Source organism: Gulosibacter macacae, from assembly GCF_003865375.1.
Taxonomy (GTDB): domain Bacteria; phylum Actinomycetota; class Actinomycetes; order Actinomycetales; family Microbacteriaceae; genus Gulosibacter; species Gulosibacter macacae.
Genome location: NZ_RQVS01000003.1, coordinates 182,006 through 196,718, shown reverse-complemented (window position 1 = coordinate 196,718; position 14,713 = coordinate 182,006). Strand labels below are relative to the sequence as shown.

13 protein-coding genes and 1 pseudogene are annotated in these 14,713 nt (G+C 65.3%); 6 read left to right on the top strand and 8 right to left on the bottom strand.

Annotated elements, in window-relative coordinates:
* Positions 1–61: 61 nt before the first annotated feature.
* Genes EG850_RS03590 through amaB form a run of 3 tightly spaced genes read left to right on the top strand, consistent with a single transcriptional unit; the run spans position 62 to position 4,281 of the window.
* On the top strand, positions 62–1,258 hold the full coding sequence (locus tag EG850_RS03590) for an NAD(P)/FAD-dependent oxidoreductase (protein ID WP_124970050.1): 1,197 nt from the start codon (positions 62–64) through the stop codon (positions 1,256–1,258).
* A gap of 41 nt (positions 1,259–1,299) precedes the next feature.
* On the top strand, positions 1,300–2,721 hold the full coding sequence (hglS, locus tag EG850_RS03585; RefSeq protein ID WP_124970048.1) for a 2-oxoadipate dioxygenase/decarboxylase: 1,422 nt from the start codon (positions 1,300–1,302) through the stop codon (positions 2,719–2,721).
* Between the two features lie 33 nt (positions 2,722–2,754).
* Positions 2,755–4,281, top strand: a complete 1,527-nt coding sequence (amaB, locus tag EG850_RS03580; protein ID WP_124970046.1) for an L-piperidine-6-carboxylate dehydrogenase — start codon at positions 2,755–2,757, stop codon at positions 4,279–4,281.
* 79 nt (positions 4,282–4,360) lie between these two features.
* On the opposite strand, the gene EG850_RS03575 is transcribed toward amaB, so the two are convergent.
* The 5 genes from EG850_RS03575 to EG850_RS03555 all read right to left on the bottom strand — a co-directional run bounded on the left by EG850_RS03575 (position 4,361) and on the right by EG850_RS03555 (position 8,648).
* On the bottom strand, positions 4,361–5,602 hold the full coding sequence (locus tag EG850_RS03575; RefSeq protein WP_124970044.1) for an NAD(P)/FAD-dependent oxidoreductase: 1,242 nt from the start codon (positions 5,600–5,602) through the stop codon (positions 4,361–4,363).
* Between the two features lie 97 nt (positions 5,603–5,699).
* Positions 5,700–6,542 carry a substrate-binding periplasmic protein gene (locus EG850_RS03570; RefSeq protein WP_124970042.1) on the bottom strand — a complete coding sequence of 281 codons (843 nt, stop codon included), beginning with the start codon at positions 6,540–6,542 and terminating at the stop codon, positions 5,700–5,702.
* A 44-nt stretch (positions 6,543–6,586) separates the two neighbouring features.
* Complete coding sequence (locus tag EG850_RS03565; RefSeq protein ID WP_124970040.1) at positions 6,587–7,246, bottom strand: amino acid ABC transporter permease; 660 nt, start codon at positions 7,244–7,246, stop codon at positions 6,587–6,589.
* Positions 7,243–7,881 carry an amino acid ABC transporter permease gene (locus EG850_RS03560; protein WP_124970039.1) on the bottom strand — a complete coding sequence of 213 codons (639 nt, stop codon included), beginning with the start codon at positions 7,879–7,881 and terminating at the stop codon, positions 7,243–7,245. Before EG850_RS03560 ends, EG850_RS03565 begins: the two co-directional genes overlap by 4 nt.
* 2 nt (positions 7,882–7,883) lie before the next feature.
* Positions 7,884–8,648 carry an amino acid ABC transporter ATP-binding protein gene (locus EG850_RS03555; protein WP_124970037.1) on the bottom strand — a complete coding sequence of 255 codons (765 nt, stop codon included), beginning with the start codon at positions 8,646–8,648 and terminating at the stop codon, positions 7,884–7,886.
* A 304-nt stretch (positions 8,649–8,952) separates the two neighbouring features.
* On the opposite strand from EG850_RS03555, the pseudogene EG850_RS13240 reads away from it, so the two are divergent.
* Together EG850_RS13240 and EG850_RS03545 are read left to right on the top strand one after the other, a co-directional pair.
* Positions 8,953–9,130: pseudogene (locus tag EG850_RS13240) on the top strand (LysR family transcriptional regulator); the annotation flags it as partial.
* Positions 9,131–9,198: 68 nt separating this feature from the next.
* Positions 9,199–9,909 carry a LysR substrate-binding domain-containing protein gene (locus EG850_RS03545; RefSeq protein WP_124970032.1) on the top strand — a complete coding sequence of 237 codons (711 nt, stop codon included), beginning with the start codon at positions 9,199–9,201 and terminating at the stop codon, positions 9,907–9,909.
* Here the strand turns inward: EG850_RS03545 and EG850_RS03540 are convergent.
* Positions 9,890–10,858 carry an ornithine cyclodeaminase family protein gene (locus EG850_RS03540; protein ID WP_124970029.1) on the bottom strand — a complete coding sequence of 323 codons (969 nt, stop codon included), beginning with the start codon at positions 10,856–10,858 and terminating at the stop codon, positions 9,890–9,892. The two genes, EG850_RS03545 and EG850_RS03540, sit on opposite strands and share 20 nt — an antisense overlap.
* Before the next feature lie 235 nt (positions 10,859–11,093).
* Between EG850_RS03540 and EG850_RS03535 the strand changes: the two genes are divergently transcribed.
* On the top strand, positions 11,094–12,239 hold the full coding sequence (locus EG850_RS03535) for a Glu/Leu/Phe/Val family dehydrogenase (protein WP_185714931.1): 1,146 nt from the start codon (positions 11,094–11,096) through the stop codon (positions 12,237–12,239).
* Here EG850_RS03535 and miaA read toward each other — a convergent pair.
* Together miaA and miaB are read right to left on the bottom strand one after the other, a co-directional pair.
* Positions 12,236–13,171 (bottom strand): tRNA (adenosine(37)-N6)-dimethylallyltransferase MiaA, encoded by a 936-nt coding sequence (gene miaA, locus EG850_RS03530; protein WP_124970026.1) that lies wholly within the window; start codon positions 13,169–13,171, stop codon positions 12,236–12,238. The two genes, EG850_RS03535 and miaA, sit on opposite strands and share 4 nt — an antisense overlap.
* Positions 13,168–14,703: a tRNA (N6-isopentenyl adenosine(37)-C2)-methylthiotransferase MiaB gene (gene miaB, locus EG850_RS03525; RefSeq protein ID WP_124970023.1), complete on the bottom strand. Its 1,536-nt coding sequence runs from the start codon at positions 14,701–14,703 to the stop codon at positions 13,168–13,170. The genes miaA and miaB overlap by 4 nt, the downstream gene beginning before the upstream one ends.
* Between the last annotated feature and the right edge of the window lie 10 nt (positions 14,704–14,713).

Below are 14,713 nucleotides of genomic sequence, written 5' to 3'. Positions count from 1 at the left end.
TTCGGGACGATCTATCGAGGCCGCAACGTCGCGGCCACCGAGTTTTCGAGAGGCCTCCCGCATGAAGTACGAGTACTTGGACAATTGCGTCCCACTTCAGCCTGAAATCGCCACCCCGCTCCCCGCCGAGGCCGAAGTCGTCATCATTGGCGGCGGCATCATGGGCATCTGCGCCGCCTACGAGCTCGCTGCCGCCGGCGTCAAGAACGTCGTCGTCATCGAACGTGACGAACTGGGCTCGGGCTCCTCTGCGAAGCCCCTTGGTGGCGTGCGTGCCACATTCTCCGACCCCGGCAACATCGTGCTCGGTCGCCGCAGCCTCGACACCTTCGAACGCCTCACGCAAGAGGGCCACGACATCGGCCTCAAGCAAGTCGGCTACCTCTTCCTCTGCCGCACCGATTCCGAACTCGCCGCCGTCGAGTCGTCGACTCGCGTGCAGAACTCGCTCGGCTGCAATAGCCGCATGATTTCGCCGAGCGAGGCGTTCGAACTCAACCCCTTCCTCAACGCGGATGCGCTGGTCGGCGGCTCGTTCTCACCGCGCGACGGCTACGCCCAGCCGTCGAAGGTCGTGGCCGTGTACGCGCAGGCGGCAACCGAACTCGGTGTGCGCGTCCTCGAACACACTGAGGTCGTGGGACTGGAAGCAGACGCCGACAGTGTCAACGTGCACACGAACCGCGGCACCTGCCGGGCTGCGCACATCGTGATCGCCGCTGGCGCCTGGTCAACCCGCCTCGGCGAAATGGTCGGCGTGCACCTGCCCATCGAACCCGTGCGCCGGCAAATTGGCTTTACCCCGCAAGCTGCGGGACCGCATCCGATTGTGCCGTTCACGCTCGATCTGTCGACGACGCTCTACTTCCACAACCACCGCAACGGGATGCTGCTCGGCATCTCAAACGAAGAACAGCCCGGCTTCCAGCGCAGCTTCTCCTACAACTGGGTGGATGAGTTCAATGCGGCCGCCGAGATCATCGCGCCGACGCTCGCGCACCAGCCGCTCGAAGCGGGCTGGGCAGGCCTCTACGAAAACACCCCCGACCACAACGCGATGATCGGCCGCGATCCGCGCGATCCGCGCATCCTCTATGCCACCGGTTTCTCGGGTCACGGCTTCTTGCAGGGCCCCGCCGTCGGTGAACTCATTCGCGACATCTATCTCGAACGCGAGTCGTTCCTCGACCCGAGCTCGTTCAGCGCCGGCCGATTCGCGGGTGAAGAGGCACGACTCGCCGAACTCCACATCATCTAGCCGATCTTCCGAACGCCAACGACGCCCTAGGAGCACCTTTCATGTCCAGCACCCTCACTCCCCTCTGGGAACTTCGCGCCGAGTTCGCCGTGCGCCTCGCCGAGCTCTACGGCGCCGAAGTACCCGCCTACAACACGCTCGTCGACGTGTCGCGCGAGGTGAACGAAGCCTTCATTGCCCGCAATGGCGCTGACGCCGAACGCCTCGGCAGCATCGACCGCGTCACCGCCGAGCGCCACGGTGCCATTCGCGTCGGCTCGGCTCGAGAACTCGCACAGGTCGGCCGTGTCTTCGCCGGCTTCGGGATGCATCCGGTCGGGTTCTACGACCTTCGCGACGCCTCGCGCAGCTCGGTGCCGGTGGTTTCGACCGCATTCCGCCCGATCGCGGCCGACGAGCTCGCGAAGAACCCCTTCCGCGTGTTCACTTCGATGCTCGCGCACGATGACCGTCGCTTCTTCGACGAACCGACTCAGGCACGACTCGAAGAGTTCATCGGCTCGCGCGAGCTGTTCGGAGAAGAACTCCTCGCCCTCGCCGACCGCTCGGCGCAGCAGGGCGGTCTCGAGCGCGAGGATGCGGACCGCTTCCTCGATCTCGCCACCGCGTCGTTCGAGCTCTCTGACGAACCGATCGACCACGAGTGGTACCACCACCTCGAGGCGATCTCGTCGGTGGCTGCCGATATTGGCGGCGTCCCGGCGACCCACATCAACCACCTCACACCGCGCGTGCTCGACATTGACGACCTCTACAAGCGGATGACCGATCGCGGCATCACCATGATCGACGAGATTCAGGGCCCGCCCGATTGGGAGGGACCGGATGTGCTGCTGCGACAGACCTCGTTCCGCGCGCTCGATGAGCACCGCATGTTCCGCTACCCCGACGGGGAGGTGCGCGAAGGCACCCTGCGGGTGCGGTTCGGTGAGGTGGAACAGCGCGGCATCGCGCTCACCGCCAAGGGCCGCGACCTCTACGACCAGCTCGTCGCCGAAGTTGACCGTCGACGTCACGAAGAGCAGCCCGACCGCACTCGTGTTGAGGTTGCCCTCGATGTCTGGCGCGAGTCGCTGCCCTCGACTGAGCTCGAACTTGCGGCGCAGGGCCTGTGCTTCTTCACCTTCCGCCGCGGTGATGGCGTCGTGCCGCTCACCGAAACCGCGAGCCTGCGCGAGCTGCTCGAAGCCGGCGTCATCGTCGCCGAGCCGATCGTCTACGAAGACTTCCTGCCCCGCTCGGCGGCAGGCATCTTCCAGTCGAACCTTCGCGGTGAGGGCTCGCGCGATGACGAACAGCTCGGCACTCCCTACGACATCGACCGTCTCTCCGAGGTCATCGGCATCCGCATCGCTGACCCGACCTCCCTCTACGCCGAACAGCAGCAAGCCTCGCTCGACGCGCTCGAAGCGGAACTCCGCATGCGCATCCGCACCGACAACGCCGACGGCACCGACGCCTAAGCGCGCAACTCGACCACCACGAAAGGTAAATCCATGACGAACTTCCCCACGACTGACGAGATCGCTCGCAATGTGCGCGAGGCCCTTGACCGCATCGGTGTGAGCGCCGAGGCCACGACCGGCCCGGTCGCCGTGCACACCCCCATCACTGGCGGTCAGATCGCCGGGACCTTCGCAAACACCGCCGAAGATGTGGATGCCGCCATTGGTCGCGCCGACGCCGCCTTCCGCGGCTGGCGCGAGGTTCCGGCGCCGGTGCGCGGCGCACTCGTGAAGCGCTGGGGCGAACTGCTCGTTGAGTACAAGCAGGACCTCGCCGTGATCGTGACCGCCGAGGCCGGCAAGATTCCTTCGGAAGCTGCCGGTGAAGTGCAGGAAATGATCGACATCGTCGACCTCGCAGTTGGCCAGTCGCGCCAGCTCTACGGCAAGACCATGCCGTCGGAGCGACCCGGCCACCGCCTCGCCGAGACCTGGCACCCGCTCGGGGTCGTCGGCATCATCACCGCGTTCAACTTCCCCGTGGCCGTGTATGCCTGGAACACCGCGCTCGCGCTTATCGCCGGTGACACGGTCGTGTGGAAGCCGGCTGAGGCCGTGCGCCTCTCGGCAATCGCCACCGACGCGCTCCTCGCTCGCGCGGTCGAAGAAGTCGGCGCGCCCGCCGATCTGCACCAGCTCGTGCTCGCCGACCGTCACGCAGCGGCCGCCATCGTTGAAGACGACCGCGTGCGCCTCGTCTCGGCCACCGGTTCGGTGCGTATGGGTCGCGAGATCGCGCCGACCATTGCCGCGCGTTTCGGTCGGGCACTGCTCGAACTCGGTGGCAACAACGCCGCGATCGTGGCCCCCTCGGCCGATCTCGACCTGGCCCTGCGTGGCATCGTCTTCGCTGCCGCAGGTACCGCGGGCCAGCGTTGCACCACCCTTCGCCGCCTCATCGTGCACACCTCGGTGGCTGATGAACTCGTCGAGCGCATCGCGAAGGCATACGGCACCCTCGCCATTGGGGCGCCGACGAGCGAAGGTACGCTCGTCGGTCCGCTCATCAACCGTGCGAGCTTCGACGCCCAGCAGCAGGCACTGCGTGACGCCGTCGAGCAGGGCGGCACCGTTGTCTGCGGTGGCGAGCGGGTGCTCGAGGATGCGGCTGCCGACGCGTTCTACGTGCAGCCGGCGGTCGTGCGCATGCCCGCGCAATCGCAGGTGATGCACGAGGAGACCTTCGCCCCCATCCTCTACGTCGTCACTTACGACGAGCTCGCGGATGCGATCGCGCTCAACAACGAGGTGCCGCAGGGTCTCTCGTCGGCCATCTTCACGCAGGACCAGGCCGAGGCCGAGCGCTTCCTCTCGGCGAGCGGTTCGGACTGCGGTATCTCGAACGTCAACATTGGCACCTCGGGTGCCGAAATCGGCGGTGCGTTCGGCGGCGAGAAGGAGACCGGTGGCGGCCGCGAGTCGGGTAGCGACTCGTGGAAGATCTACATGCGCCAGGCCACGAACACGATCAACTACTCGGGTGAGCTGCCGCTCGCCCAGGGCGTCGAGTTCATCTAGGCGTACCAACAACGCGAGTGCGGAGGCGCTCGAAGCACGGACCTAAACCGTGCTTCGAGCGCCTCCGCACTCGTTGTGGTTAGTGGCTGAAGCGTCGTGGATTCAGCGCATCCGCATATTCGATGGCAGCGCCCTCGAACAGCGCGCGCACGCGCTCGGCGGTGTCGGGTGCGAGCGCGAGACCGAGCATGGCGTGGCCGGTGGCGAGCATGACGCGATCATTGACCCAGCCAAGGAGCGGTAGCCCATCCGGTGTGCACGGCCGCAAACCCGCCCAGGGCGCACTGATCGTCGCCTCGCCCCATTCCGGGAATGCCCGCGTGCCGGCGCGAGTCAGCGCATCCACCCGGCGAGCGTCAATCGACTCATCGAGGCCGGTGAACATCATCATGCCGGCCACTCGCATGCGATCCGCGAACGGCGTGATCGCGACTCGGTCTTCCTGCAGCACGACCGGCCGCTTGGGTGCCGCGACGCCCGGAGCCGTGAAGTCAACCGAGTAGCCCCTGCCACCCTGCAACATCGGATACGGACGACGCGCGAGCCGCACGCTCGCGGCTCCGGCAGCGATCACCACGCGATCGGCGAGCACCGCACCGGCCGAGGTCTGTACCCGCACGCCTCGGCGATGCCGCTCCAACGAGGTCACGCGCGTGCGAGCCATGAGTTCCACTCCCCTCGCCTCCGCCCGCCAGCCGATGGCGCGCATGAACCGCACCGGGTCGCAGTGCGCGTCACCCGGGTACCAGACACCGCCCACGGCTTCGACGTCGAGGCCTGGATCGAGCGCGGCGAGCCCGCGTGCATCCACCACTCGCGCATCGACACCATCAGCCCGCTGTTGTTCGGCAATCACCCGCGCGTCGTCGAAGCGACGCTCATCGCGATACACATCGAGGAGGCCGTCCTGACGAAAACCAGAATCAAGCCCTGATTCGGCGAGCCGCCGATGCAGTTCGACCGCTCGCCGGGCCATTGCCCGGTTCACAGTGCCCGAGCGCCGCATCCCCGTCTCATCGACGCGCATGAGTTGCCCAAAGAAGGGCACGAGCGAAGGCAGCGGCCGCATTGCCAGCGGGCTCTCGCGTTTCCCGAGCCAGCGCACTGCCTGACCCATTTCTCGCCGCGTCGCCCACGGCCCGGCATGCGAGGGACAGATGTAGCCAGCATTGCCGTCGGAGCAGCCAAGCCCCCAGGTGTCGAGCGCATCGATGACGACGACCTCGCGGCCGCTCTCGGCGAGCTCGCAAGCGATGGCGGCGCCGATCGCGCCGGCTCCAATGATCGCCACCCGCTCGCGCGCGCCAGTTACTTGGTGCATGAGGTTCCTTCTGTTGAGTTACGAAATCGGCGACGAAACCGTGTTGGTTTCGCCGCCGAAATCGGATGCGGTTACTTGTGTTCGCGGGGTTCGCGGACTAGATCAGGCGCGGGTCACCGGTGTCGGCGGCCGTGGCGTCAAGGCCGTTGTCGACGAGGATCTTTTCGAGGCGGCCGTCTTCACGGATCACCTTGATGAAGTCGTTGATCGCGGTGACAAGTGCCTCGTTGCCGGGCGCAACCGGAATCGCAATCTGCGCGGCTTCCTGGCTCGCGGCGACACGCTCGTCGGGCTGCACGACCTCAACCTTGAACTTGTTGTCGGTGTTGTTGTGCGTGGCCGAACCGTAGCTGTCGATGCCGATGTCGATGCGGCCGGCAGCGAGATCCTGGTTCATGTTGAGCGTGGTCGGGTAGATCTTCAGCTTGTCGCCGAGCACAGCGCGCATGTCTTCGACCCAGAGGTAGCCGTCAACGGTGCCGACGGTCTGGCCCTCGAGTTCCGAGACGCTCGAGAGCCCATCCTTCGAGATGATCGCCATCTGGTCGGTGTAGATCGGGTCGCTGAGGAGCACGATCTCAGAACGCGCCTGGGTGCGGTACCAGGCAGCGATCGAGACATCGGCGCGGCCCGCCTGCACCGTGGGGATGTTCGCCGAGGTGGCAGCCGATGTCGCGGTGATCGTGAGGCACTCTTCCTTCGCAAACTCGGTCATGATGTCGCCGTCGACGCCGGTGATCGCACCGTTGTCGAGCTTCGAGAAGGGCGGCAGGTCGTAGAGCACGACGCTGAGGGTGCCGTCCTTGATGGTCGAGAACTCGTGCTTCGGCTGGCAGTCAGCGGCGACGTCGCCGCTTCCGCCACCGGCGCATCCGGTCAGGGTGACCGCGAGCGCCGCGGTCGCGACAAGTGCGGTGATCATCTTGCGTCGTTGCTTCATTGGAAACTCCTCGTTGAGTTATTGGGGGTATGGATTGTTCGGGTTTAGAGGTGGCGCGCGAGGCGGCGCTCGGCGTAGCTGGTGAGCGCGCTCGCGGGGATCGTGATCATGGCGTAGAACAGGCCCGCCAGGAGCAGCACGCTGAGGTACTTGAAGGTGCTCGATCCGATCGAGTACGCCTGGCTCAGCAGTTCGGGCAGCGCGATCGTGTAGGCGAGCGAGGTGGCCTGGAAGATGAGGATGGCGAAGCCGATGAGGGCGGGAATCGCGAAGCGGATACCCTGCGGGATCACCACATCCCAGAGCGTGTGCCACGGCTTCATGCCGAGTGCCGCGGCCGCTTCGAGTTCACCCTGCGGCACGGCCTGCAGGCCACCGCGGATGATCTCGGAGGTGTAAGCGGCCGTCGTGAGCGCGAGTGCGAGCGCGGCAGCAAGGTAGGAGTCGAGCGCGATCGTCGGCGCCACCGAGGGCACACCGAAGTAAATGACCTGGAGGACCACGAGCGCAGGGGTACCGCGACCGAGTTCGACGAGGCCGATAACGATCGCCTTGACGATGCGGTTCGGATGACTCGAGAACACCGCGAGGGCGAGTCCTCCGGGCACACCGAACAGGAGCGCGAGGCCAGTGACCTGCAGGCTGACGAGCAGGCCCGGCCAGAGCTGCGGGATGTAGGCGATCCAGTCGTTGATGAAGCTCATTTCGCCACTCGCTTTCGCATCTTCGCATCGAGCGAACGCGTCGCCCAGGCGGTGGGGATGGTCATGATCACGTAGACGGCTGCGGCGATGAGGAACGGCCCGATCGCGTCAACGGTTTGGCGCGATTGCTCGCTCGCGTAGTAGACGATCTCGGTGACGCCGATGACGTAGGCAACCGAGGAGTCCTTGAGGAGACCAATGCCGTAGGTGGCGGCCGCGGGAATCGACACACGGAAGACCTGCGGGCCGATGACGTCGCGCAGCACGGTGCGGTGACGCATCCCGAGCACTTCGGCGGCTTCCCATTGGCCGTTATGGATGGAGCGAAGTCCACCACGATAGATCTCAGCCATATAGGCGGCGGCAACGATGCCGAGGCCAATGACGGCAGCCATGAAGGCGGTCATCTGCGGAATCGAGGTGCCGAGGCCGAAGAAGATAATGAACAGCCACACCACCGGTGGGATGCCGCGGAGGAGTTCGATGATCGCGATGGCGAGCCAGCTGATCGGCTTGATGCGGCTGCGGCGCATGAGGGCGAGCGGCACGCCACCGACGACGCCGATGGCGAAGGCGATGAGGGTGATGCCGAGGGTGACCGGCACACCGCGCAGAGTATTGAGCAGGACGTCCATGGTTAGCGTTCCAGCACCGCTCGCAGGAATTCGCGGGTGCGCTGCTCCTTGGGGTCGCTGAAGATCTCTTCGGGGTGGCCCTCTTCGAGAATGCGGCCGTCGGCCATCACCACGAGGTCATCGGAGACGCTGCGCGCGAATTGCATTTCGTGGGTGACAACCACCATGGTCATGCCGTCTTCGGCGAGTTCGCGCATCACCGCGAGCACCTCAAGGCCGAGTTCCGGGTCGAGCGCAGAGGTCGGCTCATCGAAGAGCATGATGTTCGGCTCGAGTGCAAGCGCGCGGGCAATTGCGATGCGCTGCTGCTGACCACCCGAGCAACGGGCCGGGTACTGGTCGGCCTTGTCGCCGAGGCCAACGCGCTTGAGCAGGGTGAGCGACTTCTCGTTTGCCTCATCCTTGCTGCGACCGAGCACGCGCATCTGCGCAAGTGAGACGTTCTGCATCACGGTGAGGTGCGGGAAGAGATTGAAGTGCTGGAACACCATGCCGATCTGACGACGCAGCGCACGAAGCTGTTCGTCATCGATCTTGGTGCTCACGTCAATGGTGATGCCCTCAACGGTGATGGTGCCGCTATCGGGCCGCTCGAGCAGATTGATGCAGCGAAGCAGCGAGCTCTTGCCGGCGCCCGAGGGGCCGATCATGGCGGTCACGGTGCCGGTGGGAACCTGCAGCGAGACGCCCTTGAGTACGTGGTGGTCGCCGAAAGATTTCTCGACGTTGTTCAGGTCGATGGCGATCGGCGCTGACTGGTCGGCCATGAACGTTCCCTTCGTGTGGTCGGCCCACCGGAAACGGGGCGGGAACGCACGAGGAGCCGAGCGTCCGGCCACATTGCCGGGTGAGTCGTTCCGTTGCGTGCGACTTATCGAGCTGACGAGCCACGATCGCGGTGGATTGATTCGGTCTGTCCGATTCTGGCGACGACCGAGTGGCGTGCACATGCCGCAAGACTGCGGCTTCATGACCCTAGGGCAAGTAGCTCTTATGCTCAGCTTCATTCGTTCGCATCTATTGAGCACAAGCAAATCTGCGCTACCCTCACCAAAGCGAAGGGAGCACATCGTGGTGAATCCGACTCATCTGACCACCCTGGTCGCCGTACTGCGCACCGGGTCATTCGCTGGCGCCGCCCGCCAGCTTGGCTATACGGGGTCGGCGGTGTCGCAGCAGATTGCCGCGTTCGAACGCGAAACTGGCCTGACACTGTTTGAACGGGATGCCCGGGGCATTCGTCCGACGAGCGTCGCCGAGCAATTGCACGCCCACGCCCACGAAGTGTTTGCCGCGCTTGCTTCCTTCGACGATTAGGTGCGCAACCTCGGCGAAGGTGGCGCGGGGCGCATCCGGCTCGGGAGCTTCCCGACCGCAAGCCGACAACTCGTGCCGGCGGCGCTCGCGGAGTTCGTCCGCACGCATCCCGAAGTTGAGCTCATCCTTGACGAGGGTGAGCCGAGCGAGCTGGTGCCTCGGCTGGTCGAACGCGAACTCGATGTCGCCCTCGCCTACCGCTATGACCTGGTGCCCATGCGCTGGCCAGCAGAACTCACCGCAGTGCACTTGCTTTCGGAAGACCTCGTTGCCTTTGTGTCACCGGGGCATCCCGCCTCTGGGCAGACCATCACCCTGCGTGATCTCGAGCATGAAACCTGGATTGCCACGAGTGCCGACGCGCAGTGCGCCCATGCCGTTGAACGGGCCTGTGCGGCTGCCGGATTTGCCCCTGAGATCCGCTATCGCAGTAATAACTACAGCGTGGTCGCGAGCTTCGTACGCTCTGGCCTTGGCGTCGCGCTCGTGCCGGCGCTCGCGGCCACTACCCTCGCCGATGGCGACACCGATACGGCGACGATCTCAGACCTCACGGTGCAGCGCCACGTGTCGCTGTTAGTGGCACCTCGGCACGGCAACCCGGCCATCGGCAAGCTCACTGAAACGCTGGCGCGCGCAGCCCGGCGAACGGCAAGCCGCTCGCCCGGCATCACGCTCGCGCCGGAGTTCGCTAGTCGTCGGCCGCGCTGACGCCGTCGGCTGCGGCCACGACGGCGGCTGCGGCAGCCGCATCCTGGATGCCGATGCCCACGCTGAAATAGACGATGATCTCGCGCGGGTTCGTTCGGCCCGGATGCTTGCCAGTCACGACGGTGCCAAGCTCGACGAGGTCACCGAGGCCGATCGAACCTGATTCGAGGGCAGCCACCACGGGGCCCGATTGGGCCGAAGTGGTCTCAAGATGGTCGACAACGACGAGGTCGGCCCGGTCGATGAGCGAGGTCGGAAGTTCCATGCGGTCGGGCGCAAAGGCACCGACGCTGATCACCGTGGCGCCAGGCCGGACCCACGCGGTTTCGAGCACCGCTTCGAAGCTCGTCGTGCAGGTGACGACCACATCGGCAGCGGCAACGAGTTCGTGACCGACGACCCGCACCGGCACATCAATCTCTGCGGCGAGTTCACGAGCCATCGCCTTCGCGCGCTCGAGTGAGCGCCCGGCGACGCGCACTTCTTCGAAGTTTCGCACCCGAGTCAAGGCATGAATGTGTGCCCGAGCTTGCACTCCGGAGCCAATCACGCCGAGCGTTCGTGCATCCTCGCGAGCCAATTGCTCGCACACGAGCGCCGAGGCCGCTGCGGTACGCAGAGTGGTGAGGTTCGTCGCCTCGAGCGTGGCAACCGGGCGCCCGGAGACGGCGTCGAGCATGTGCACGGTCGCAGAGATCACCGGCTCGTTGCGTTCGGCGTTGACGGGGTTGACGCTGCCGAATTTACTCACTACTGGGGCCTGCGGCGACAGCCGGGCGACATAGCTGAACGCGACGGAATCGTCAGCTCCGTCGATGAGCACGCGCGGCGCGAGCACGGCTTCGTCATTGCCGAGGGCAGAGAAGGCGCTCCGCTGAGATTCCAGCGCCAGCTCCTGCGTGAGCAGGCGCTCGATCTCGTCGTCGCTGAAATAGGCGGGGCGCGTCATCGCGAATCCTTTCGTTGCGGGCCGGCGCGATCGCTCCGTTGCAATCACGGCCCTGGTCAGATACTTACCCACCCCGACGTGCACTGGAAGCCGACTCTGGCCGTGATCTGTCGACCAAGCAGAAGAAAAACTTATGCTTCAACCACAAGCCCCTGTTCTCGCAGGTCTCGGATTGCTTCGGTTCTCACCCAAAGTGGTAGGCGACACCGACTCGATCAATGGAGAGGACGAGGTGATGGCAGAAGACCTGCTGCGCATGGCCGATGAGTGGGGACCCGAAAAGATCGTGGTCGTCAGCGATAGCCGAACCGGCATGCGAGGTGTGCTGGTCATCGACAATTCCGCGCGCGGCATTGGCAAGGGCGGCACGAGGATGAGTCCGACGCTCACGATCGAGGAAGTGTGCCGACTCGCCCGCACCATGACCTGGAAGTGGGCAGCAGTCGATCTGTTCCACGGTGGCGCTAAGGCGGGCATCCTCGGCGATCCGACCTCACCCGACAAGGAACGCATCCTGCGCGCGTTCGCTCGAGCGCTCCGCAATGAGGTGCCGCGCGAGTACCTCTTCGGCCTCGACATGGGGCTCAATGAGCGGGATGCGGCCATCCTCGCCGATGAGCTCGGTGATCTCGGCACTTCGACCGGACTTCCCCGCGCGCTGGGCGGCGTGCCCTATGACCAGCTCGGTGTGACCGGGTTTGGCGTGGCTGAGGCGGCGGATGCTGCCCTGCAGCGAAGCGGTGAATCGCTGGCTGGCAAGCGCGTGGCGATTCAGGGATTCGGCGCAGTCGGCGTTGCCGCAGCCCAACGGCTCGCGGCGCTCGGCGCCCAGATTGTGGCGGTTGCGACCGCCACCGGCACCGTGCACGACCGCGATGGACTCGACCTCGAGCGACTGCTCGACTTGCGCGCCGAACACGGCGATGCCTGCGTGAGTGCCTACGCGAGCGGTGACCACTCGCGCGATGTGCTCGACGTGGATGCGGATGTGCTCATCCCCGCGGCAATGCAAGACACGATTACCGATGCCGTCGCGGCCAACACCACGGCACGTCTCATCGTTGAGGGCGCGAATCTGCCGACCTCGCCGAGTTCGCGCCGCATCCTGCAGGAGCGGGGCGTGCAGGTCGTGCCCGACTTCATTGCGAACGCGGGCGGCATCGTCGCCGCCGCCCACTCGACGGATGCTCGCAACTCGCCGTTCGTCGTCGACACCGCTGCGGTGTTCGAGATGATCTCAGAAAAGCTGCGCGCCAATACGGTCGCCGTGCTCGATATGAGCCAGCGCGATGGCACACTGCCACACGAGGCCGCGCTCACCATGGCGATGGAACGAGTGCGCGAGGCGATGGAGTTGCGCGGGCGTTTGCCGCGGCCCTAGTTGGTGAGCCCGGCGTGATCGAGCACGAGTGACGCTCCCCACGCATCCCCGGCACGCAAGCGTAGCGCCGTGTCGTAGCGACGGAACCACGAGACCTGGCGCCGGGCATACTTGCGCGTGAGCAATTGCGCTTCGGCGATGGCCTCAGCCTCAGTGGTCTCGCCCCGCAATTGGCGGGCAGCCTGGGCGTAGCCGATGGCTTTCCCCGCAGTTGACGTGTCAACAAGACCGTGCGAGAGCAACTCTGCCGTCTCGTCGACGAGCCCGTCACGCCACATCTCGATGACGCGAGCGTCGAGCGCGGCAACGAGTTCGGAGCGCTCGCGCTCAACAAGCACCATCGCAGTGTGGCGCCACCAAGCATCCTGTTCGGGCAATTGTGCTGAGAACTTTTCGCCGGTGAGCTTGATCACTTCGAGTGCGCGCACCACCCGTCGACCATTGCGCGGGTCAATCCGCTCGGCGGCTTCGGGATCGAATTCGGCAAGGCGGCGGTGGAGCATCCCCGAGCCCCACTCTTCGAGTTCGCGTTCGAGGTCGGCGCGCACGGCTTCATCTCGGGCCGGGAATTGCAGATCGAACACGACCGCGGCGATGTAGAGGCCAGAGCCGCCAACGAGAATCGGCACGGCGCCGCGACCGAGCACCTCATCAATGCAGTCTCGGGCGACCTCTTGGTACCAGGCGACGGTCGCCTCCTCGGTCACCTCGAGCACATCAAAGAGGTGATGCGGAATCCCCCGACGCTCGGCCACTGGCAGTTTCGCGGTGCCGATATCCATGCCGCGATAGAACTGCATGGCATCGGCGTTGATGATTTCGGCTTTCTTCCCCCTAGTTGCCAGCCGCTCGGCAACGTCGAGCGAAAGTGCCGTCTTGCCGGTGCCGGTCGCGCCACCAATGACGATGAGTTCGGCCGGCTGCTCGGTCACTGGGGGGCGCCGATGCGCAGCGTCGGCAGACCCAGGTTCACTGCACCCACGGCAGTGTCGGCACTACCGGTGCCGCAGGAAGCAGCCTGCGCCGCATCCCAGGCATCGCCGGCTCGTGTACGACGGATACGCAGCGGCGCCCCGTCAGGAGCATCCGCGAGCAGGTAGCTCGGCGCGCCGCGCGTGATCTCAACGTCGACAACGTCTCCCGGGCGCGGCGTCTCCGACCCCTCAGGCACCGCAAAGTGCACGAGGCGATTGTCTTCGGCGCGGCCCGTGAGCCGATGCGTGGCGCCATCCTTCTTACCCTCGTCGACCGAAACAAGCACCTGCTGACGCGTGCCCACGAGCTGCTCGTTCTCTTCGAGCGAGATGCGGTGCTGCAGCTCAACGAGGCGCTCAAAGCGCTCCTGCACTACTTCCTTCGGCACCTGATCGGCCATCGTTGCGGCGGGCGTGCCATCACGAATCGAGTACTGGAAAGTGAAGGCATTCGCGAATCGCGAGGCCTCAACCACCCGCATCGTCTCTTGGAAGTCTTCTTCGGTTTCGCCCGGGAAGCCCACGATGATATCGGTCGAAATCGCCGCGTGCGGCATGCGTTCGCGCACCCGCTCGAGGATGCCGAGGAACTTCTTCGAGCGGTATGAGCGGCGCATCTCGCGCAGGATGCGGTCAGAACCCGATTGCAGCGGCATGTGCAGCTGCGGCATCACATTCGGCGTCTCCGCCATCGCATCGATGACATCGTCGGTGAAGGCGGCTGGATGCGGGCTCGTGAACCGCACCCGCTCGAGCCCATCAATTTCACCGCAGGCCCGGAGCAACTTGCCGAACGCGAGCTTGTCACCGAACTCCACGCCGTAGGAGTTCACGTTCTGACCGAGCAACGTCACCTCGATGGCACCCTGATCAACGAGCGCGCGCACCTCGGCGAGGATGTCGCCCGGACGGCGATCCTTCTCTTTGCCACGCAGTGACGGCACGATGCAGAACGTGCAGGTGTTGTTGCATCCGACTGAAATCGATACCCAGCCCGAGTAGGTCGAGTCACGCTTCGTCGGGAGCGTCGAGGGGAAGGTTTCGAGCGATTCGAGCAGCTCAACCTGGGCTTCTTCGTTGTGTCGGGCGCGCTCGAGCAGCACGGGCAACGAACCCATGTTGTGTGTGCCGAACACGACATCGACCTGTGGCGCCTTGCGGACGATCTCGTCCTGCTCCATCTGCGCGAGGCAGCCGCCCACCGCGATCTGCATGCCCTCGTGCTGTCGCTTCACCGAGGCGAGGTGACCGAGGTTGCCGTAGAGCTTCGTGGCGGCGTTCTCACGCACGGCGCAGGTGTTGATCACGAGCACATCGGCGTCTTCGGTGGCCGCCTCGACATAGCCGGCGGCGAGGAGTGAACCAGAGATGCGTTCGGAGTCGTGCACGTTCATCTGGCAGCCGAGTGTGCGCACGAAGAAGCTGCGCTGGGAGCCGTCGGCGTTGAAGGCGGCGGACGACGGGGCAATACGGGTGGCGGTTTCGGTCATGATGCGCCAA